At 40.6% G+C, this 20034-nt stretch carries 16 protein-coding genes and 4 pseudogenes; 12 read left to right on the top strand and 8 right to left on the bottom strand.

Features of this window, described 5'->3' with window-relative positions; translation table 11 throughout:
• Window positions 1–121: 121 nt before the first annotated feature.
• From JCM10596_RS15445 to JCM10596_RS15420, 6 genes and pseudogenes are all read left to right on the top strand, one after another.
• On the top strand, window positions 122–1177 hold the full coding sequence (locus JCM10596_RS15445; protein ID WP_025027911.1) for a YkvI family membrane protein: 1056 nt from the start codon (window positions 122–124) through the stop codon (window positions 1175–1177).
• 427 nt (window positions 1178–1604) lie between these two features.
• Window positions 1605–3284 carry a peptide-binding protein gene (locus tag JCM10596_RS15440; protein WP_159102364.1) on the top strand — a complete coding sequence of 560 codons (1680 nt, stop codon included), beginning with the start codon at window positions 1605–1607 and terminating at the stop codon, window positions 3282–3284.
• Window positions 3285–3337: 53 nt separating this feature from the next.
• On the top strand, window positions 3338–4300 hold the full coding sequence (locus JCM10596_RS15435; protein ID WP_025027909.1) for an ABC transporter permease: 963 nt from the start codon (window positions 3338–3340) through the stop codon (window positions 4298–4300).
• A pseudogene (opp4C, locus tag JCM10596_RS25860) lies at window positions 4300–5213 on the top strand (oligopeptide ABC transporter permease). The gene JCM10596_RS15435 and the pseudogene opp4C overlap by 1 nt, the downstream one beginning before the upstream one ends.
• Window positions 5214–5269: 56 nt before the next feature.
• Window positions 5270–6148: a dihydrodipicolinate synthase family protein gene (locus tag JCM10596_RS15425; protein WP_025027908.1), complete on the top strand. Its 879-nt coding sequence runs from the start codon at window positions 5270–5272 to the stop codon at window positions 6146–6148.
• Between the two features lie 18 nt (window positions 6149–6166).
• Window positions 6167–7603, top strand: coding sequence for an aldehyde dehydrogenase family protein (locus JCM10596_RS15420; protein ID WP_025027907.1), 1437 nt, complete (start codon window positions 6167–6169; stop codon window positions 7601–7603).
• A gap of 101 nt (window positions 7604–7704) precedes the next feature.
• On the opposite strand, the gene JCM10596_RS15415 is transcribed toward JCM10596_RS15420, so the two are convergent.
• From JCM10596_RS15415 to JCM10596_RS15395, 5 genes are all read right to left on the bottom strand, one after another.
• Entirely contained in the window at window positions 7705–8724 is a 1020-nt protein-coding gene (locus tag JCM10596_RS15415) for a proline racemase family protein (RefSeq protein ID WP_025027906.1), read from the bottom strand.
• Window positions 8721–9959, bottom strand: a complete 1239-nt coding sequence (locus JCM10596_RS15410) for an NAD(P)/FAD-dependent oxidoreductase (RefSeq protein ID WP_025027905.1) — start codon at window positions 9957–9959, stop codon at window positions 8721–8723. The genes JCM10596_RS15415 and JCM10596_RS15410 overlap by 4 nt, the downstream gene beginning before the upstream one ends.
• The gene (locus JCM10596_RS15405; RefSeq protein WP_025027904.1) at window positions 9956–10294 is read right to left on the bottom strand and encodes a (2Fe-2S)-binding protein; all 339 of its coding nucleotides are present in this window, start codon (window positions 10292–10294) and stop codon (window positions 9956–9958) included. Before JCM10596_RS15405 ends, JCM10596_RS15410 begins: the two co-directional genes overlap by 4 nt.
• Window positions 10278–10571, bottom strand: a complete 294-nt coding sequence (locus tag JCM10596_RS15400) for a (2Fe-2S)-binding protein (RefSeq protein ID WP_034681492.1) — start codon at window positions 10569–10571, stop codon at window positions 10278–10280. Before JCM10596_RS15400 ends, JCM10596_RS15405 begins: the two co-directional genes overlap by 17 nt.
• A gap of 93 nt (window positions 10572–10664) precedes the next feature.
• The gene (locus JCM10596_RS15395; RefSeq protein WP_025027902.1) at window positions 10665–12416 is read right to left on the bottom strand and encodes a sigma-54 interaction domain-containing protein; all 1752 of its coding nucleotides are present in this window, start codon (window positions 12414–12416) and stop codon (window positions 10665–10667) included.
• Between the two features lie 200 nt (window positions 12417–12616).
• On the opposite strand from JCM10596_RS15395, the gene JCM10596_RS15390 reads away from it, so the two are divergent.
• The 4 genes and pseudogenes from JCM10596_RS15390 to JCM10596_RS25855 all read left to right on the top strand — a co-directional run bounded on the left by JCM10596_RS15390 (window position 12617) and on the right by JCM10596_RS25855 (window position 16247).
• A complete protein-coding gene (locus tag JCM10596_RS15390) occupies window positions 12617–13789 on the top strand; it encodes an NAD(P)/FAD-dependent oxidoreductase (protein ID WP_025027901.1) in 1173 nt (390 codons plus the stop codon).
• A complete protein-coding gene (locus tag JCM10596_RS15385; RefSeq protein WP_025027900.1) occupies window positions 13789–14811 on the top strand; it encodes a proline racemase family protein in 1023 nt (340 codons plus the stop codon). The genes JCM10596_RS15390 and JCM10596_RS15385 overlap by 1 nt, the downstream gene beginning before the upstream one ends.
• A 118-nt stretch (window positions 14812–14929) precedes the next feature.
• Window positions 14930–15715: a helix-turn-helix transcriptional regulator gene (locus tag JCM10596_RS15380; RefSeq protein ID WP_025027899.1), complete on the top strand. Its 786-nt coding sequence runs from the start codon at window positions 14930–14932 to the stop codon at window positions 15713–15715.
• 116 nt (window positions 15716–15831) lie between these two features.
• Window positions 15832–16247 (top strand): annotated as a pseudogene (locus JCM10596_RS25855) (VOC family protein).
• Window positions 16248–16387: 140 nt separating this feature from the next.
• Here JCM10596_RS25855 and JCM10596_RS15370 read toward each other — a convergent pair.
• Window positions 16388–16882: a DUF6022 family protein gene (locus tag JCM10596_RS15370; protein WP_025027898.1), complete on the bottom strand. Its 495-nt coding sequence runs from the start codon at window positions 16880–16882 to the stop codon at window positions 16388–16390.
• 153 nt (window positions 16883–17035) lie between these two features.
• On the opposite strand from JCM10596_RS15370, the gene JCM10596_RS15365 reads away from it, so the two are divergent.
• Both JCM10596_RS15365 and JCM10596_RS25850 read left to right on the top strand, forming a co-directional pair.
• Window positions 17036–17752, top strand: a complete 717-nt coding sequence (locus JCM10596_RS15365) for a MerR family DNA-binding transcriptional regulator (protein ID WP_025027897.1) — start codon at window positions 17036–17038, stop codon at window positions 17750–17752.
• Between the two features lie 391 nt (window positions 17753–18143).
• Window positions 18144–18670, top strand: a pseudogene (locus tag JCM10596_RS25850) (NAD(P)H-dependent oxidoreductase).
• A gap of 71 nt (window positions 18671–18741) precedes the next feature.
• Here JCM10596_RS25850 and JCM10596_RS15355 read toward each other — a convergent pair.
• Together JCM10596_RS15355 and JCM10596_RS25845 are read right to left on the bottom strand one after the other, a co-directional pair.
• Window positions 18742–19101, bottom strand: a complete 360-nt coding sequence (locus JCM10596_RS15355; RefSeq protein ID WP_025027896.1) for a winged helix-turn-helix transcriptional regulator — start codon at window positions 19099–19101, stop codon at window positions 18742–18744.
• Between the two features lie 151 nt (window positions 19102–19252).
• Window positions 19253–19728: pseudogene (locus JCM10596_RS25845) on the bottom strand (site-specific integrase); the annotation flags it as partial.
• Window positions 19729–20034: the final 306 nt, after the last annotated feature.

The following is a 20034-nucleotide window of genomic DNA, read 5'->3' as shown; positions in this document are numbered from 1 at the left end:
AGGCAGTTTGAATCAAATTAATGAGGTCAGTTTGGGTAAGAAGGAAGAGATACTTGTCTTCTTTTTCTCTAGCTCTCCTCATAGAATAAGGTAAATGGTTGGAGGATGAGAGGTGAGGAGAATGAAAAAAAGAGGAATGATGGTGGCACAGGTGGCAGCTACCTATATTGGCACGGTTGTGGGAGCAGGATTTGCCACCGGGCAAGAAATTGTGCGTTTTTTTACTGTATATCATGTGTGGGGTTTGCTCGGGATTCTGCTGAGTACCTTTCTGTTTATTTGGTTAGGCACGAAAATGATGGTCTTATCGCACCGTATCAAGGCGTATTCTTATCAGGAATTAAATGTGTTTTTGTTTGGAAGAACGGTTGGAACCGTGGTTAATCTCTTTGTTTTGGTCATTCTATTTGGTGTAACCTCGGTGATGCTTTCAGGAACGGGATCTATTTTTCAGGAGCAACTTGGTCTTTCTTATCAATTGGGGATTATCCTGACGATTCTTCTTTGTTATATGGTGATGTTAAAAGGATTAAAGGGAATCTTTATGGTCAATTCCTTGGTTGTTCCTCTGATGCTGCTCTTTAGTCTAGTGGTGCTTGTTTCTTTCGGCTGGCTTGGAATACAGCAGAGTGTAGGAGGGGGATTTCAGTTGTTTCAAGAGGGAGAGCTCTTGGGACAAGGGAAATGGTTAGCAAGCGCTTTGACCTATGTGGCATTTAACTTAGCAATGGCTCAAGCTGTTCTGGTTCCACTGGGGAAGGAAATAGAAGATGAGAGCATCCTTAAATGGGGAGGAATTTGGGGAGGGATTGGGCTCGGGTTCATGCTGCTAGCGAGTCATTTTGCTCTACTTAGCTTTATGCCTGAAGCTCTACAACTGGATATCCCTATGGCATTGGTGATAAAGGATATTGGTTGGTTTCTCTTATTCTTGTTTCTTCTTGTAGTCTATGGAGAAGTGTTTACTACATTGATTGGAAATGTTTTTGGAATAGCTCGGCAGATTCATCAAGTAGTTCTCCTTCCTGAAAAATGGACCTTTATTATGATTCTGTTAAGCAGCTTTGTCATCAGTCAGGTTGGCTTTAGTGCCCTTGTTTCCTATCTTTATCCATTCTTTGGCTATATGGGCTTGTTTTTGCTACTATTCTTAATCGTCAAAAAGCAACCCCAATAGATGACTGATCATTTTTTAAGCTAGAAAAAATGAAGTCTAAGCAGAAGAATGAGGTGCTTGCTTAAAAATAATATTTGAAATGACATGAAGTTGACTTTTGGAGTCAGCTTCTTTTTTTACGGTCAATAAGTGTTGCAAGTGAACTGGTCAGCAAGTTTGTAGGATTGAGTAGAACATGTTAAAAAAATAGACATCAAGGCTAGACATGTAAAAACCTTTAAACATTCAGTCTGAATATGGAGGGTTCTGAATCCATTCCATACTCTTCAATTGTATTGTTCAGTTTAGAAAAGAACATGTTGAAGAAAATGGCATGTCTTTTGCTTTCTATACAAATGTAACTTTTTTGAAGGGAAAACAAAGAAATGGGGGGAGCCGCTTTTCATGATCTAAGATGAAAAATCAAGAAGATAAGGGAGGGGTAGTCTTGAGCAACAAAGCCTTGAGTAAAAAGAAGGTAGCGACTAATAGGATGGTATTCATTCTGATTCTAATCGTCATGTTAACAGCTTGTACAACAGGACAGCAAGTGGATAAGCAGGAGCATGAATCTTCACCATCAAGTCAGGAGGGGGAAAAACGAGTCCCAGGTGAACCTAAATACGGAGGGACGCTTATTTTCGGTACAGCCTCTAATCCTACTTTATTTACACCTAACTTTGCATCAGATATGCCAAGTAGAGTGATCGCAAATCGGATTTTTAGTGGGTTAATTACGATGGATCATGAATTTAATCCTGTAGGTGACTTAGCGGAGCGCTGGGAATATTCGGAGGATGGGACGATCTGGACGTTCTATCTTAAAGAAAATGTAAAATGGCATGATGGAGAAACGTTTACAGCGGATGATGTTGTTTTTTCCTACAGTATTCCAATGCATGAAGATTATTCAGGACCTTATTCTTGGCCGTATCAGAAGATTGTAGCTGTCAATAAAGTGGATGATTATACCGTTGAATTTATCTTGGAAGAGCCTTATGCTCCCTTCTTGGCGATCAGTGCTCAAACAGGAATTGTACCCAAGCATATCTTAGAGGACATTCCTATAGCAGAAATTGGGAAGCATGAGTTCGGCACGAAAAAACCGATTGGTACGGGTCCGTTTAAATTTGAAGAATGGAGAGAGGGTGAATATGTTGCCTTGACTGCCTTCGAGGACTATTACCAAGGACGTCCATATATCGACAACATCGTGTTTAAGATCGTTCAGGACACGAATACCTTAATGGCTCAAGTCATGTCAGGGGATATTCATTTTGCAGGAGTGACCCCTTCCTATATTGACACTGTCACACAACTAGAGAACAAAGGACAGATTGTTTTATTATCAGGTCCTACAAATTCTTGGGAGTACATTGGCTATAACCTGAGAAATCCTTTATTTCAAGACAAAAATGTAAGGGCTGCTTTAACACATGCTATAGATAAGGAAGCCATTGTTCAAACCGTTGTCAATGGAAGAGGCGCAGTAGCACATGGACCTGGAAGCCCTGCTAACTGGGCGTTTAATCCGAATTTACCTTCATTTGAATATCATCCTGAAAAAACGAAGCAACTCTTACATGAAGCGGGGTGGAAAGCGGGAGCTGATGGGATTTTGGAGAAGGACGGTACAAGATTTAGCTTCACCTTGACTACTTCGCAAGGAGGGGAAACTCGTCCAGAAATTGCTGCTATTGTCCAGCAGCAACTTAGATTAGTAGGTATTGAGGTGGATATACAATTGCTTGAATGGAGTGCGTATATTGCCCAGACAGGACCTCCTAATTGGGATTTTGATGCTCTTGTTGCCGGATGGAGCATCGGAAGTGATCCAGACCCTACGTATTTCTGGCACTCCAATCAAATTGAACAAGGGTTAAACTATTTTGGTTATTCTAATCTTGAAGTAGACAAACTGCTTGATCTCAATACAACGATCCTGAACCAAGAGGAAAGAAAAGAGGTCATTTATAAAGCAGATGAATTAGTGACCTTAGATCAACCGTACACCTTTCTCTACTATCCTGAGGGATTCATTGCCCATATTCCTCAGTTAATAGGTCCGAAGTACTCTGTGTCCAATACCTACTACAAGATTCATGAATGGTGGTTGGATCAGGAATAAAAAAACGGAAGGAGCAGGTCAATCTGTTTCTTCCAAGTAGCCTGGAGGTAACGATGCTTGCGTATATTTTGAGGCGGATTTTGATGGCTGTTCCCTTATTATTTGGAATATCGCTCCTGTCCTTTGCCATTATGAAGCTTGCCCCAGGAGATCCAACTGTTCTCATTCTAGAGCCTGGCATTCGACCTGGCGACCTAGAAGCTTATAAAGAGCAGTATGGCTTAAATAAACCATTATATAAGCAATATATAGATTGGATCGGGAATATTTTGCAAGGGAATTTTGGCTATTCTATCATCCGTCAAGGGGTGGCTGTAAGTGATTTAATTCTAGCAAGATTACCCAATACTCTTCTTTTGACGGTTACTTCTACGTTTATCGCTTTAGTGGTTGCCATTCCCATAGGTGTGATTTCGGCGATGAAAAGAAACACCATGACAGATTACTCCATCACCCTGCTTTCTTTCTTAGGCTTAGCGACTCCAAATTTTTGGATTGGGCTTGTGCTGATTATGATTTTTGGTGTTCATCTTGGTTGGTTTCCTACAGGTGGAGTTTCAACGATCGGTGCATCCTTTAGTATTTGGGATCGAGTTCATTATTTAGTGTTACCTGCTTTTGTTCTAGCTACTGCTGATATGGCAGGGCTTACGAGGTATATGAGGTCTAGTATGCTTGAGGTTCTGGAGCAGGATTATATGAGAACAGCAAGAGCAAAAGGATTTTCCCAGCGTAAAGCAGTGCTAAAACATGCTTTTCGCAATGCTTTAATCCCTATTATCACGTTATTTGGGCTCATGCTTCCTTCGTTTATTGGAGGATCGGTCATCGTTGAAACCGTCTTTGCTTGGCCGGGGATTGGTACGTTATTTATGGATGCTGCTTTCCAAAGAGATTACCCTGTCATCATGGCGATTACTCTTATTGCTTCTACCTTAGTTGTGCTGGGCAATCTCATGGCAGATATCTTATATGCTGTAGTAGATCCACGTATTGAATATGAGGGGGGATCCTGATGCCCCAGCTAGAAAATAGCTTGGAGAAGGATACGGGAGAGATCGAGCTGAATCTAGCTCAGCAACCTGAGTCCTTAAATAGAATGATGTTTAACAAGTTTAAGAGAAATAAACTAGCTGTAGCAGGGCTTGTCCTTCTGCTCATTATAGCTCTTGCGGCACTCTTTGCTCCATTGATTACCTCCCATGATCCCTATGAGCAGGTTTTACAAAATAGATTACTTCCACCAGGAAATGAGAATGTCCTTGGTACAGATAAGCTAGGAAGAGATACATTGACTAGGTTACTATATGGTGCACGCGTATCCTTAATGGTTGGTTTTGCCTCTGTTGCTGGTTCGATCACAATTGGAACGATTGTTGGAGCCTATGCTGGCTTCTATGGTGGAAGAATCGACGCTTTCTTAATGCGAAGTGTTGATATTATTATTTCCATTCCTAGCTTATTTCTGCTTATCACGTTAGTCACGGTGTTTAAGCCGAGTTTGTATACCTTAATTGCTATCTTTGTCCTGTTTGGCTGGACGGGAACTGCTCGGCTTGTTCGTGGAGAATTCTTATCCCTGCGCTCACGTGAGTATGTTCTTGCGGCAAAAACAATAGGGGTTCCCCACCGAAAAATTATATTTGGTCATATTCTGCCCAATGCCATGGGACCGATTATTGTTTCTGCTACTTTAGGAGTGGGCGGAGTCATTCTAGCAGAATCTGCCTCAGCTTCCTTGGACTGGGGATTCAGCCTCCTACTCCTAGCTGGGGAAATATGCTGCAAGACGCACAGAGTCTTCCCATTATGCTTAATCAATGGTGGTACCCCATTTTTCCAGGAATCTTAATCTTAGTGACCGTATTATCCTTTAATTTTGTAGGGGATGGCTTGAGGGATGCTTTTGATCCAAAAACAAAAAAATGATAGAGGTAGGATGATCAATATCTCTATCAAATGATCTATAGAAAAGAGGAAAAAGAATGATTAAATTCGATGGAGTGTATGTTGCGTTAGTGACCCCGTTTAAGGAGAATTATGAAGTAGACTATGAACGCTTAGGTGAGCTGTGTGATTGGCTGATTGAGCAGGGCGCACAGGGACTTGTTCCTGGAGGCTCACTAGGTGAGTATGCCACGTTTTCTTTTGAAGAAAGGACGAAAATCACGGAAACTGTATTAGAACGTGTGGCAGGACGAGTTCCTGTGGTGATTGGTACAGGTGCTCCCTCTACCCAATTAGCTGTTCATTGGGCGACTCATGCCAAGGAAAAGGGCGCAGCAGGAATTATGGCTTTGCCCCCGATTAATTATCATCCAACGGAGAGGGAAGTGGAGGCTCATTATGAAGCATTAAATGAAGTAGGTATTCCGATTATCGCTTATAACAATCCCCGAGATTATCCCACTGATTTAACGCCTTCGATGCTTGCTAGATTAGCTCAATTAGAGAATGTCGTGGCGGTCAAAGAGTTTTCGGGAGATATTCGTCGTGTTCATGACATTTTAGAACAAAGTGATCTGGAAGTTATGATTGGTGTGGATGATCTTGCATTAGAAGGCCCGTTAATGGGAGCTACAGGATGGATTTCGGGTGTCCCTAATGCTTTACCCAAGCAAGGTGTCGAACTCTTTAGATTGGCAAGAGAAGGGAGGCTGGAGGAAGCGATGCCTCTATATCGGAGTCAATTAGAGCTTTTTCACTATGATGCGGGTCCTCAATTAGTGCAAGCGATCAAATATATGATGGAGCTGGCGGGCTTCCCGGTAGGGCCCACTCGTCCGCCTCGATTGCCATTAAGTGCAACAGAATACGAAGGAATTAGAAAAGCATTTGAAAAAGCGGTGGCTTCAGTTAATTAGAGAAGGGAGGGGTAGAAGATGGAGGCTAGAAATTATATCGGTGGTGTATTTATCTCAATAAAGGATGAGGGAAGTGTTGTCTATAATCCTTCCAATCTAGCAGAAAAAGTAGGGATCATGCATTATTCAGATGTGAGTCAGGTCGATAAGGCACTAGCTGTGGCAAAAGCAGAGTTTCAGAAATGGTCTAAACGAACAGGGAGCGCGAGAGGGAGCTTCCTCTATAAAATGGCGGATGCCTTAGAGAAACACGCGGATTCATTAGCTCAGCTGGCAAGCAGGGAAATGGGTAAACCCATCACAGAGATGAAGGGAGAGGTGAATCGAGGGGTTCAATTACTTCGCTACTACGCAGGGGAAGGTGTGCGTTCGATTGGGCAAGTGATTCCTTCTGCTGATGTGGATGTATTGCAATATTCTGTACGCGTTCCACTTGGCGTTGTCGGCGTGATTACCCCTTGGAATTTTCCCGTCGCTATTCCTATATGGAAAATAGCTCCTGCTTTAATGTGCGGAAATACTGTGGTTTGGAAACCGGCAGATATAGCCTCTTTAACAGCGACTCGGCTAATGGAGATTTTTGAAGAGGCTCAATTGCCAAGTGGTGTTCTGAACATGATCGTTGGGCAAGGAAGTAAGGTTGGCAATGCGTTAATCGAAGAAGGTGATGTGCAGGCGATTAGCTTTACAGGCTCCACCGCGGTTGGAACCCATGTAGCTTCTGTTTGTGCCAAACGAAATATCAAGTACCAAACAGAAATGGGAGGAAAAAATGCTGCTGTGGTGTTGGCTGATGCCGATCTTGAGAAAACCATTCCGATGATCATAAGCGGTGCCTTTCGTTCCGCAGGACAAAAATGTACGGCAACAAGCAGAATCATTGTGGAACAGGCTATCTATACCGAATTTATGGCTCGATTTAAGAGAGCTGTTGAACAAATCATGGTAACAGAGGCAATGCATCCTAACGCCTATCTAGGACCTGTAGCATCCAGAAGCCAGTATGAATCTGTTGGTCGGTATGTGGAGCTAGCCCGTGAGCAGGCAGAAGTGGTTGTAGAAGCAGAGCTTCAAAACAACCATGAAGGGTACTATATTCCTCCTCTAGTGGTGACAGAAATAGAGGTAGAGCATGAATTATTTCAAGATGAAATTTTTGGTCCCCTCTCTGTGGTAGTGAAAGCGAGTGATTATGACGAGGCTGTAAGAATCTGTAACGATTCAATGTACGGTTTAAGTGCCTCGCTTTTCACATCCGATTTATCTAAGGCACATCGCTTTCTAGAGGAAGTACAAGCGGGAATGGTTAGAGTGAATCAGGAAACAGCTGGAGTAGAATATCAGGCTCCATTTGGCGGCATGAAGATGTCCAGTTCGCATACTCGTGAACAGGGGCAAGCAGCTCTTGATTTCTATTCCACCACGAAGACCTGTGCTATTAAGCATACATTATAGAATGATAACAAAGTAATGCCGACGCCTCTTGAAGATGAGGGTCGGCATTTTTGCTTATCTATTCTTGGTTGATCGTTTAATTGATATAGGGATGGAAAGTGCTATTTTAAGAGAAATCCTTCTTTAAGTGGATCAGAGGGATCGATCATAAATTGCCGCAGGCTTGTCAGGTAGGATGTTCCCTTTACTTCTGTTCGCACGGCTGGCAGGTTTTTTAAGGTGGTTGTAGAAAGGACCTTGATTTCAAGTTGTCCCCCTGAGATGCTTTGGAAAACAATCGATTCATCTATCCCTATTTTTCTTTCGGTGTATAAGAGAGTGGCTAGGGCGGCTATCGCAGAGCTACAAGGTGAACGATCCATCTGTCCGTTTGTTCTCATGATGAGATTCTGGTATGCTGATTTTCTGTGAGGCATGGAATCAAAAAAGATGATTCCTTTCATGTTCGTTAAGCCCAGCTCTTGTAGAGAGGCGGAGCCAATCAGGGGCTCTGTATCATTTAGGAGTGATTCACCTATTTTTTTGATCAATTCTACATGATTTAGGTCTAGCTTTAGAAGTAAATCACTTAGTTTAACAATGATATAATCGCCATAATTGCTGTCACTGTGGGTGATGGAAATAGGAATCTTGCTTCCATTTAGTTGGATCGGAATCCTGTGCTTAACAAGCACAAAAGGCGGCGGCTGATAGGAAACGGAGTAGGATCCTCCATGCTCGTGATGCAGAATGATAGAGATGGGTCCAGCCAGTGTATCAACCATAATCTGTTGCTGTGGAGAATCCGTTGCTTCAAATAGCCCTAACTCTATTCCATTTCCGACAATGCCCATCATATCGTGTCCTTCCATAGTAGAGCAGGCTCCTTCCTGATCAAGCAGGAGGGCGCCAAAATGGGCGTCGGCACTTACTGGAGGAGTGATGAGACAGCCTTGAAGATCCTTGTGTCCGCGAGGCTCTTCTAAAAGAACTTTTCGAATATGGTCAAAATGTTGTGAGAAATAATGTTGTTTTTCTAACATGGTTTTCCCTTGGAGGAAGGGAACTCCGCTCGTGATAATGCGTAAAGCCTTCCCCGCTGTATGAACATCTACTGAATGAAACAGTTTGTTAAACTTCATAGGTTCCCTCCTATCGGTGATTGAACGAAATCCTCGTAGAGTGAGTATAGTCTTTGCCTTCCCTCATGAATATCAGGATGAAATTGAATCACGGAAGCCTTTCTTGCTTTGTGCACCTCCTGCACTGCCTGCTCGATTTTCTCCTCCAAGCTTCCCGCTAGATCAGCATGTGTATTAGCGATGGATAACCCGGCTGTCCTTCCTTGAGCCATGGCAATCTTGGCACTTTCAATCCCTGTGATATTCCCAGCCACGTAAAGCCCTTTAAGAGGTGTTTCCATTCGTTCATTATGAAGAGGGACGTGTCCACCTAATTCGGGAATATAGTAAAATGGACATCCAGCAATAGCGGCAAGTTCTGCCAGAGGGTAGAGACCACCAGCCAGGCAGACAAAATCAACTGCATGAGTGGTTTCTGTACCTGGGATCACTTTTCCATCCCTGGTCAGATCGGCAAGGATGATTCCTTCCACTTGGCTTTTGCCTATGATTCGTAGAGCCGCTTTACGCATCTGAACAGATAATCCTTCTATGTTTACTCCTTGTTTCGGATAGAGTTGGACAGCTGTTTTACGCAAGAAGCGGGGCTTCATTAATCTGGCTCCCCACCGTAAAAAAGGGGAGGGGGCAAGGTGTGCAAGATGAAGCAATGATTCAAAGACATGAAGTGGAGTACTTGCTTTGTTCGTGATGGGATTTGGTTGTGGAAGAACCATGCTATGAAGCTGAATATTTGCTAATTGTAGCTCTCGAGCAATCGCCATTCCCAGAATATTAATGCCCACGATGATCCCTTTTTTACCGATGCTAACTCGTTGAACATTGGTCATGACCTGAGCTGCCCCTATTGACATGACTCCGGGAAGTGTCCAACCAGAAAGGGGGTTAGACACTTCTGCTGCACCTGTAGCGATAAGGACATTAGCTGTCATCATCCGACCTCTATTGGTGTGAACAACCCATGAATCTTTTTCTGCTTCAAGATGATAGACGGAAACGCCACAATGTATTTTAATCTTGTACGTGTCTATCTGCTTCAATAGCTTCTCTGCTTCTGCTATTCCATTCCACCATGCTCCATCTGGTTCCTGATGTAGCTGTCCTAGCAGTCGTCCTCCAGGCAGATAGAATTCATCCATGATGCTTACAGTCAAGCCATTTTCTGCACAGGCAATGGCAGCAGATAATCCAGCAGGACCAGCCCCTATGATCAGTACATCATCTGCTTGCTTCATGACGATTCACCTGCTTTGAGAGGATTAGGGAGTTTCTGACCACTTTGTATAACCATGCCTTCTGTCACTAGTGTCAGACAAGCCCTGATTCCGTCTTGCCCATTCACACTTACTCGACATTCAAAACAATGTCCAATATTACAGTAGAAGCCTCTTGGGGTTCCGCTTTCTTCATGATAACGAAGAATTCTCTGCTCACTAGCCAAGAGAGCACTTGCAATCGTTTCTCCCTGATAAGCCTGATAAGAACCCCCGTTATAGGTAAAGGTGATTTGTTGTCGATTAGATAAGCTACCTAGGACCGGATGATGAAGGATTCTATTTGGAAGAGTCATCTATATCACCTTCAAAAGAAAATAGAACGGGTCGGATGGGAGGCTGATATTTTAAGGGCATGTGGTCAGGGAGCTGCTCTTTATTGAGTGTATTAAATAATTGGTCAAGAAGGGGTCTACAAGTTCTCCCTCCACAAATTCCCATCCCCGCTCTTGTGCGTAATTTCATTTCACGGGAGGAACACTGGTATTTCTTGAGGATATCTACCACTTCTAATAGAGTAACTTCTTCACAACGACAGAGGATGGTTTGGGCTTCCTCTATGATTTTGGTCATCAAAAAAACCTCCTTAGGGCACGCATTTGCTCGTATACCAGATACGCCATTATCTAGTAAAAGAAGCAAATATGATGCCAATAAGGAGGGAGGCTAGATCGGAATATTTAATTTTTTCATTTTGTTATACAGGGTAGCACGAGTAATTCCTAATCTTTTGGCACAGGCTTGTTTATTATCGTTTTCTTGCTTCAGCGCATTGATAATAATTTCTCGTTCATATTTCTCAAGCTCTGCACTAAGTAATCCAATGTCATCTTGCCCACTGTGAGAATCCGCTATTAAATCTAAATCGCTATGAACACCACTCGGTCCATGATAGAAAGGAAGATCTTCAGCTTTAATGATGCCATCAGTGGCAAAAACAATCAGGCGTTCGATCACATTTCGTAGCTCTCGGATATTCCCTGACCAATTGTGTTGTAATAGCTGATTCATCACCTCCTGCGAGATGCCGTGAATAGGGCGGTGATAACGGATGGAGAATTCATGTAAAAAGTAATGTGTAAGCTCAATGATGTCTTCTTTCCGTTCCCTTAATGGAGGGATATACAAATTAACAACATTTAAGCGGTAATAGAGATCTTCCCGAAATGTTCCTTCTTTGACCATGGCTAATAAATCTCGGTTTGTCGCTGAAATGACTCGAAAATCAACGGAGATTTCTTTTGTTCCTCCAATGGGATAAAACTTTTTTTCCTGTAACACTCTAAGAAGTTTCACTTGCATATCAAGAGGCATCTCCCCTATTTCATCAAGAAGAAGGGTTCCTCCATTGGCAAGAGCAATTTTACCTGCTTTTCCTTTCTGATCAGCCCCTGAAAAGGCTCCTCTTTCATAACCGAATAGCTCACTTTCAAATAAGGTAGAAGGGATGGCACCACAATTAATAGGGATGAAGGGAGCTTTCCTCTCTTCCCTGATATCGTGTATGGCTTTGGCAAAGAGCTCTTTTCCTACCCCGCTTTCTCCCGTGATTAAGATATTTGTTTTCACAGCACTCACTTTTTTTGCAGTTTCAATCGTTTTCATGATGGCATGACTGCTTCCTTTTACTGCTTGAAAAGGATTTTGTGAAGGGCTAAGCTTTGCTACTTCTTTTTCCAGATCGTGAAATTTGGCCGAAATAGTAAATAGTTCTTGATGAAGGCGGACCTGACTTGTGATATCCGTTTCAGAAACCACAGCCCCAATGATTTGTCCATCTAAGTAGATGGGATTTGAATTGATCAGTACATATAAGTCAGAACGGGGTTGATGCTGATGCCGATACAAAGAACGTCCTGCTTGTAAGGTTTTCATGATTTCCAGCATATCCATGTCAAAAAACTGAGTAATGTTTTTCCCCAAGATTTCTTCTTTTTTCACAGAAAAGATGTTTTCCGCTCCCTGTGTCCAGACAAGTACAATCCCTTCATCGTTAATGACGGTGACTGAGGAATCAATGGTGTTGATCATCGTATCTATAAAAGAAACCATAAATCTTAGCTGGTGATAGAGTTTAGTTGCTAGATGGTGTATTGGAATACAACCAAGAGCTTGAACACGATCCTGTTCAATATCGTCATTCATTCCTTGAACAAACAGCATTTCTTCTTCTGAAAGATGAGGAATCACTTCAGAAAGCGGTGTATTTAGATGAATGGTTCTACATGGTTTCCAAATACATTTATTTGACGGGAGTACGTGCGAAAGATAGTGAATGGAGTCTTTTGTTTCTAAAAAAACATGGGTTCCATTTCGGACGTGTTGCAAAATTTCTTCGTCTGTTGATGTCCTGCTGTCTAATACGATTATGTTTTCATCTAGGAAGTCTTTAATCGAAGGGAGCTGCAATGAACTCAATGAAACCACCTCATTCTTGAGTGTATAAAATAATATACACTATAAAAAATATTTTACACTAGATTCTCCCTTCTATTTTATAAGATTAGACAGATTTTAACAATCCCTTCCAATTAAAAAGCTGGCATGATTTTTGCAGAAAAATGGTTAGAGTTTACTTCTTATGTTCTTAAAAAACAGGAATGGAAGGATGGAGAAAGATGGATAAGCATACGGACATCATCATTATTGGAGGGGGGATCATCGGAGGGGCCATTGCCTATTATCTTTCAAAAGTAGGCTTTAAGGTAGATGTTCTAGAACGAGGGGAGCTAGCAAGTGGAACCTCCTCGAAATGTGATGGGAATATATTGGCGATTGATAAAGAACCTGGATTTGATAGTCAAATGTCCTTAGCGAGCCAGAAGCTAGTACAATCTCTAAGTAAAGAGCTTGCCCTGCCGTTTGAATATAGAGCACCCGGAAGTATTCTGGTTTGTGAAACAGAGGAGGAAATGCTGGCTGCTGAGAAGTGGGTCAAGGATCAACAAGCAGCAGGACTTCCTTTTCGGATGCTGGATCAATCTGACCTTAGGCAGGAGTCGGCGTCCTTTGCGGATGATTTACTTGGTGGTGTAGAGTGCGTGTCTGACTCAACAGTTAATCCTTATCTCCTGACCTATTCTTTATTTGAGGCAGCAAAATCTTATGGAGCTCAGGTTCATACACATACAGAAGTTAAAAATATAACCAGAGAATTAAACGATTTTATTGTGCATACAAACAACGGTAGGTTTCGATCTCAAAGGGTCATTAATGCCGCAGGAGTTTGGGCTCCGAGGATTGGAGAAATGCTGAGTATTCCTATTCCAATCAAACCAAGAAAAGGGCATATCATTGTGGCAGCACGACAGAAGCAAGTGGGATTGAGAAAAGTGATGGAGTTTGGTTATCTGATCTCCAAATTTGGTGGGAAAAGAAAGGTTGATGTAGAAACCGAACGTTATGGAGTAGCTCTAGTCTATGAGCCAACAGAAAGTCAAAATTTTTTAATTGGCAGTAGTCGTCAATTTCTTGGGTTTGAGACAAAGGTAGATATGAAGGTGATTCGATGCATGGCTAGAAGAGCCGTTCGTTTTTACCCTCAGATGGCGGATATGCGCTTTATTCGGACCTATGTAGGGCTACGTCCCTATACAGAGGACCATTTACCGATTATTTCTCATGTAGAAGAAGTGCCGGGGTTCTTTGTTGCAGCAGGGCATGAGGGGGATGGGATTAGCTTAGCTGCTATCACTGGAAAATTAATAGAGGAAATGATTCTTGGATTTAAGCCGAGTGTACCGCTCGAACCTCTTCACTATAAGAGATTTAAGGAAAGGATGATTAGGTAATGAAGGTGGATCGAATCTTTTCTGTCATTGATACACATACGGGAGGAAACCCAACTCGGACTGTGGTCAGTGGTCTTCCAAGATTAGAAGGGAAAACCATGGCTGAGAAAATGTTAATGATGAAAGAAAAGTATGACTGGATCAGAAAGCTATTAATGTTTGAGCCAAGAGGACATGATGTAATGTCTGGTGCTTTACTTGTAGAGCCGTGTCATCCAGCTGCGGATATAGGAGTTATTTATATCGAAACTGGAGGGTATTTACCCATGTGCGGACATGATACGATCGGCTTTTGTACGGCTTTGGTTGAGGCTGGGCTCATTGCTTTTCAAGAACCGATTACGTCCCTAACACTAGATACGCCAGCTGGCTTGGTAGAGGTTGAAATGAGGATCAAGAATGGAAAAGCTGTGGAAGTTTCTTTTTGTAATATTCCTGCCTTTCATTTGCAAAGCATGGAGGTAGAGGTTGAAGGAATGGGGCGTGTTTTTTGTGATATTGCTTATGGTGGAAATTTCTATGGGATTGTTGATGCACGCCTGCTTGGTTTAGCACTTGTCCCTTCAAATGCTACTAGAATCATTGATATCGCTATCAAAATAAGAAATGCGATCAATAGTGAAGTGGAGATTAAGCATCCAGAGGCTCCGTTCATTAAAGGATTGACCCATATTGAATTTTACACAGATCCTAGTCATCCAGAAGCTAATGTTAAGAATACTGTGGTTGTTCCGCCGGGAGGAATAGATCGATCTCCTTGTGGAACAGGGACATCAGCCAAGCTTGCTACTCTATTTTCCCAGGGGAAAATCAAAATAGGAGAGTCCTTTGTTCATGAAAGTATTGTTGGTTCTCTGTTCAGAGGAAAAGTGTTGAATACCACAAGAGTTGGTGGGAAGGAAGCTGTTATTACGCAAATTACAGGATCTGCATGGGTCACGGGGATGCATCAGTTTTTTAGTCACCCTGAGGATAAAATCAATGAAGGATTTTTGCTTATTCCTTCTATGGCAGATCATTGAGCAGAATGTATAAAAAAATGGGATAAGGACTATTCATGCTGACCAAAATATGATACCATAATAGGAACAAACGTTCCTTTTGGGGTGTTGCAAAAGTAGTCGAAAGCGGGTGTACAAAGTGACTCTCAAGTATTCCGAAATTGACGAAGTGATAACGTATGTCCTGCAAAACTTGTATGAGCCGTTATCCCTTGCTCAATTAGCTCGTCACATCTCGTATAGTCCTTATCATTTTTCACGTATTTTTAAGGAAAGAACGGGCCTTTCTCCCCTTTATTATGTGTCTTCTCTTCGGTTGCAAAAAGCAAAAGATTTGTTATTACATAGTCACTTTAGTGTGCGCGATATTGCCTTGGAAATTGGACAGCAGAGTTTAGGGACCTTCACCACACGATTTACAGAACGGGTAGGGGTGACTCCTGCGCAATTTCGAGATTCAAGGCAAGCTGTAGAGCAGCATCTTCAGTCATTACAGCAATTAAATCATTGGCTTAGTGCTGCTCATTTTTCTCAGAATGACTGTAAAGTGGAAGGATCGATTCACTCAGAGCTTCCTTTCAATGGTTTTATCTTAATTGGTTTATTTGCCAAACCGATTCCTGAGGGTCTTCCTTTATACGGAACTTTACTCTCTTCTCTAGGAGAATTTTGCTTTACGGGTGTCGAGCCAGGTACCTATTATTTGATGGCAACCTCTGTTTCTTGGGGGATGCAGGCGACAGATATTCTTCTTCCTCAAGCCACCTTACGAGCCCGGATCATTGAACCCATCATTGTCACACCGTATTCAACGGTTCCTTACCAACAATTGATCTTACATCCCCCACGATTAGATGACCCACCGATTCTCATTTCGCTACCATTATTGATGAATCATTTTCTTAGTCGAGTTTCACAGACATAGCAATTGAGAAGAAATGTATAAGTCTATAGTAGAGTAAACTTTACATAGAGGGTGTTTCATTGGTTCATTAGGGCTCTATGAATCAACCAACAAATTTCATGTTGAGGTGATGAGGAATGAAAACAAAAGCAGATAAGATTTTTGTCAATTTACCCGTGAAAGATTTGAAGAAATCCTTGGCGTTTTTTGCAGAGTTAGGTTTTGATTTTAACGCGCAGTTCTCAGATGATAACGCCGCTTGTATGGTGGTTAGTGAAAAAATCTATGTGATGCTATTAGTAGAAGAGTATTTTCAGTCATTTACGAAAAAAGAGATTCCAGATACAACGAAAAGCAGCGAAGTCCTAATAGCTCTTTCTGCTGATAGTAAGGAGCAAGTGGATGAGATTGTGAATAAAGCGCTCACAGCGGAGGAAAAGCCTTAAATGATCCAACGGACCATAGCTTCATGTATCTATGGAGCTTTCAAGATTTGGACCATCATATATGGGAATTCATCTACATGGATGAAAGTGCTGTAAATCAGGAATAGTTAAAAAGGAGGGAAAGAGGCAGTATCGACTCTTCCCCTCTTTTTCTTTTTTATCTCGCTTTAACCGTCGCTCAGATCCTTCCTTTAAAGGTGAGGATAGCCGACCCTTAGCCGCTTCTTTATAGGATTGCTCGACGTGACTAAACTTCCTCTTGCAGACGATAAATCTTCTTAATGATTTCCTCTCTTTCAATACTAGGACATGTGAGTAATCTTGGTGCTGAAGGGAGATGAAAGTGTACATGTGAATGAGATAATTCAAAAAGCAGTGTACCTATTGATTGCTTGTTTTGATTTTGAACTACGATCCAGAAAACACGCTTTTCATGGTCTGGAGTTCCCCATTTTGCTTTTTCCAGTGAGTTTCTAAAATGCAAGCATCCAGCAATGACAAAATCATCTTCTTGTGTTTCAGTAGCCGATGAGAATCCTTCTTTCTCCAGCTCTTTCCAAGCAGGGGGGAGGAGTTTATCTAAATAAATGCCATAGGTTGCGTCTTCATATTCGGGATATAAACGTTCCAGCTCCTCCAGATTTTCCGTCCATACATTTTGCCAATGCTCCTCAATGTAACCTGCCAAGCCTGCTCCTACTTTTTCGATGGACATCTCAGGGCGAATATCTAATTTTTTCACATAAATCCCTCCAACACTTTTTTTGATTCTTACAGTTCTATCGTATAACATTAAAGCAAATTAAAAGGTTTTTCATTTTAATCCTTATGTTAAAAGCTATTAGTTAGAAAAACTTTAGATCTTGTTTAACCTATGAACCTGAGGTGATGAGGAATGAAAAATCATAGCAGACCAGTAGACATCGCAAATAGATTAAAGATCAGCACCAGTACGCTGAGAGGATATGAAGAAAGAGGAATTGTGCCCAAAACGGAAAGAACCAGCTCTGGGTATCGTATCTATACGGAAGAACATATTGCCTATTTTGAATGTATCGTTGCAATGGCTCCTGGCTTTGGAATCGATGCTACCTCAGCCGTTCTTAAATATATCCAACAAAATAAGGTAAGTTCGGCTCTTTGGATCATCAATGAAAGGCAGGTAGCTACGTATCAGGATAAAGAACTAGCTTTAAAGATTCTTCAATATCTTGAGAATGGTGAGAAAGTAAGCAATCTTCCCTCTATGTCAATTGGAGAAATAGCACAAAAAGCAGACGTTTCTGCTACTGCCATACGCTATTGGGAGAAAAAAGGCTATCTAAGATCAACAAGAGGGGAGAATCAATATCGTTTGTTCCACTTTGAGCAATTCATCAAAATTTTATTATTAAAACTGCTGAAAAATGCTGTCTACTCTGAAGAGATTATTCAATTAAAGGATGCCATTCGAAAACTAGAGTTTCATTCAGAAAAGGAAAAACGAAAAATAGAGGCAATAGATGAAGCACGAAAGATGGTAGAAACGTGTCTAGATCACTTGAATCGACGGAATCAAGCTCAATTACACGGCTTATATTTTTTGTATCGCTTGCTGAACAGAGTAGGATGATGCCATATTCCAGAGGATATAGAAAAGTATGCGTACTAATATAAATTATTAAGACCTAAATCGTAAAAAGTTATAAAAAATAAGGAGTAAAACATATTAGACATGTCTAATATGTTTTACTCCTTTACTTTTTCTTCCACAATCGCACCCTTTTCTTGAATAATTATAATGACTTAGTACACGATCTTTTCACATTACGTATGGTGACTTGAGAATGCAGCTATTCTACTTTACGGATAATAGGTTCATTGGTCCTTCCTTATAGAAAAAATTTTTTATGACTGATTTAACACTCACCCTTATGTAAGTACCTGTAATAAAAGTGCGTACTTACATATTTTTAGCTTGGAATTTACAATAAAAATGAAATCAGCTTTAGGAGGAAGAATCATTGAAAACTCTTGTTATCATAACACACCCAAGCTTAGAAACATCTGTTGTTAATAAGCGGTGGTAGAAGAATTAAATAAATATCCAGAAAAATATACTGTGCACGAATTGTATAAGGTTTATCCTGATGAGAACATAGATGTGGAAAAAGAACAAAAATTGGTTGAAACTCACGGGAACCTTGTTTTCCAATTTCCTGTTTATTGGTTCAACTGTCCTCCTCTCTTAAAAAAGTGGATGGATGATGTTTTCCTTTATGGATGGGCTTATGGTTCAAAGGGAGATAAATTAAAGAATCGTAAAGTTGCTTTAGGTGTATCTGCCGGGATCAAAAATGTGGATTATAGTGAAGCTGGAAGATACCATTATACACTTGAACAAGTGTTGCGTCCGTTTGAGACGACAGCCATTTATTGTAAAGCAGATTATCGTTCGTTCTTTGCGTTTTATGGAGCAGAATTTGAGCCATCTGTAAGTGAAATAGAAAAAAGCACTCAAGATTATTTAAATTTCATTGATAATATGTAATGGGAAACTTTTATAAAAGTTAAAATAAGAAGTACCTCCTAAAAAGTAGGTACTTCCTTTTTACACTATGCCTATTTTGTTACATCTTCTAGAGCTTGAAAATTATTTTTCTCTCCCCAATCGCACATCATATCTAACAATGGAATAAGTGAACAACCACGTTCAGATAATGAATATTCAACTTTTGGAGGTATTTGGGGAAATTCTTTGCGTATAATAAGACCATCTTCCTCAAGCCCTTTTAACATAACACTTAGTGTTTTAAAGGAAATAGTCCCAATACATCGCTTCAGCTCATTGAACCTCATAACCTTATTTTCAGACAACCAATACAAAATAATCATTTTATATTTACCACCTATTAAGGATAACGTATATCCAAAACCAGTGTTTTTTAGTTCTACGCCAGTTGGAATACAGGTTTCTCTCACAATCCCCACTCTCCTTCTGATAAGAATATCCTATCAATATGAATTCTTTATAGTAAATTACTATACAATCTTATCACAAAGTAAGATTCGCTATAAAATTTTGTTATATCTTTAACTCGAATAAAATTTTAACAAAACACCCCTGTTAAAAAACTTCTTCTTTATCTTTATTAACATGATAGAGAAAATCCTTATACCTTGTACGACCTCCTGTAAATACTTGCTTCATTAGCTTTTCTAACATGTCATTTTGTATTTCTTGATTTCGATATAAATAATCATAAAAGTTAGTAACTGCAGTAATAGTAAGATTCCCTGTTTTCTCGGTTTTTTTGCTTAAGTTTGTTGTAACGGAGTTACTTTACTGCTTGAATATGGGCTCCTTAACCAACCTATAAACTCTGCTAAATCCACGATAGTGATGTCTTTATAATCTTTTTTTACTTCCTCCAAATAATCAAAGTACTGCTTTAGGGCATAACAATATGTTTTTAAAGTATTGCTGCTCTTTCCTGTTACATCTAAATACTTCAAATACTTCATCACAGACACTACAGGCATTCCGCCTTTATCAAGAAGCATATATCTTTTTTTATTACCATCAAGTAATACTTCCTGTACTCTCATAAAATCCTCCACCTTAAATCATAGAATCATAAAATATACATATTAAACTAGAATTTTTTAATATAGTTTATAATTCTAATATGTATTAAAAAAGAGGATATAAGCTCATATATTGAACTAAATATCCTCTAATAATCATAGTACAGTTAAAAAATAAGAGTACTAAAAAATAAGCAAAAAACTTATGTATAATTTAATTTTTAATGAAAATAATTATTTTTTGATTGTTTTTTGCTTCGGGATGGCTTACGCTAAGGAGAGGAAATCTTTATAAGGAGGGTGATTTGTGTCGCAAAAATCTCGTTT

The organism is Caldalkalibacillus mannanilyticus JCM 10596, assembly GCF_000615945.1.
Taxonomy (GTDB): Bacteria; Bacillota; Bacilli; order Caldalkalibacillales; family JCM-10596; genus Bacillus_AT; species Bacillus_AT mannanilyticus.
The sequence above is the reverse complement of the archived record's forward strand: the minus strand, read 5'-3'. Positions and strand labels throughout refer to the sequence as shown.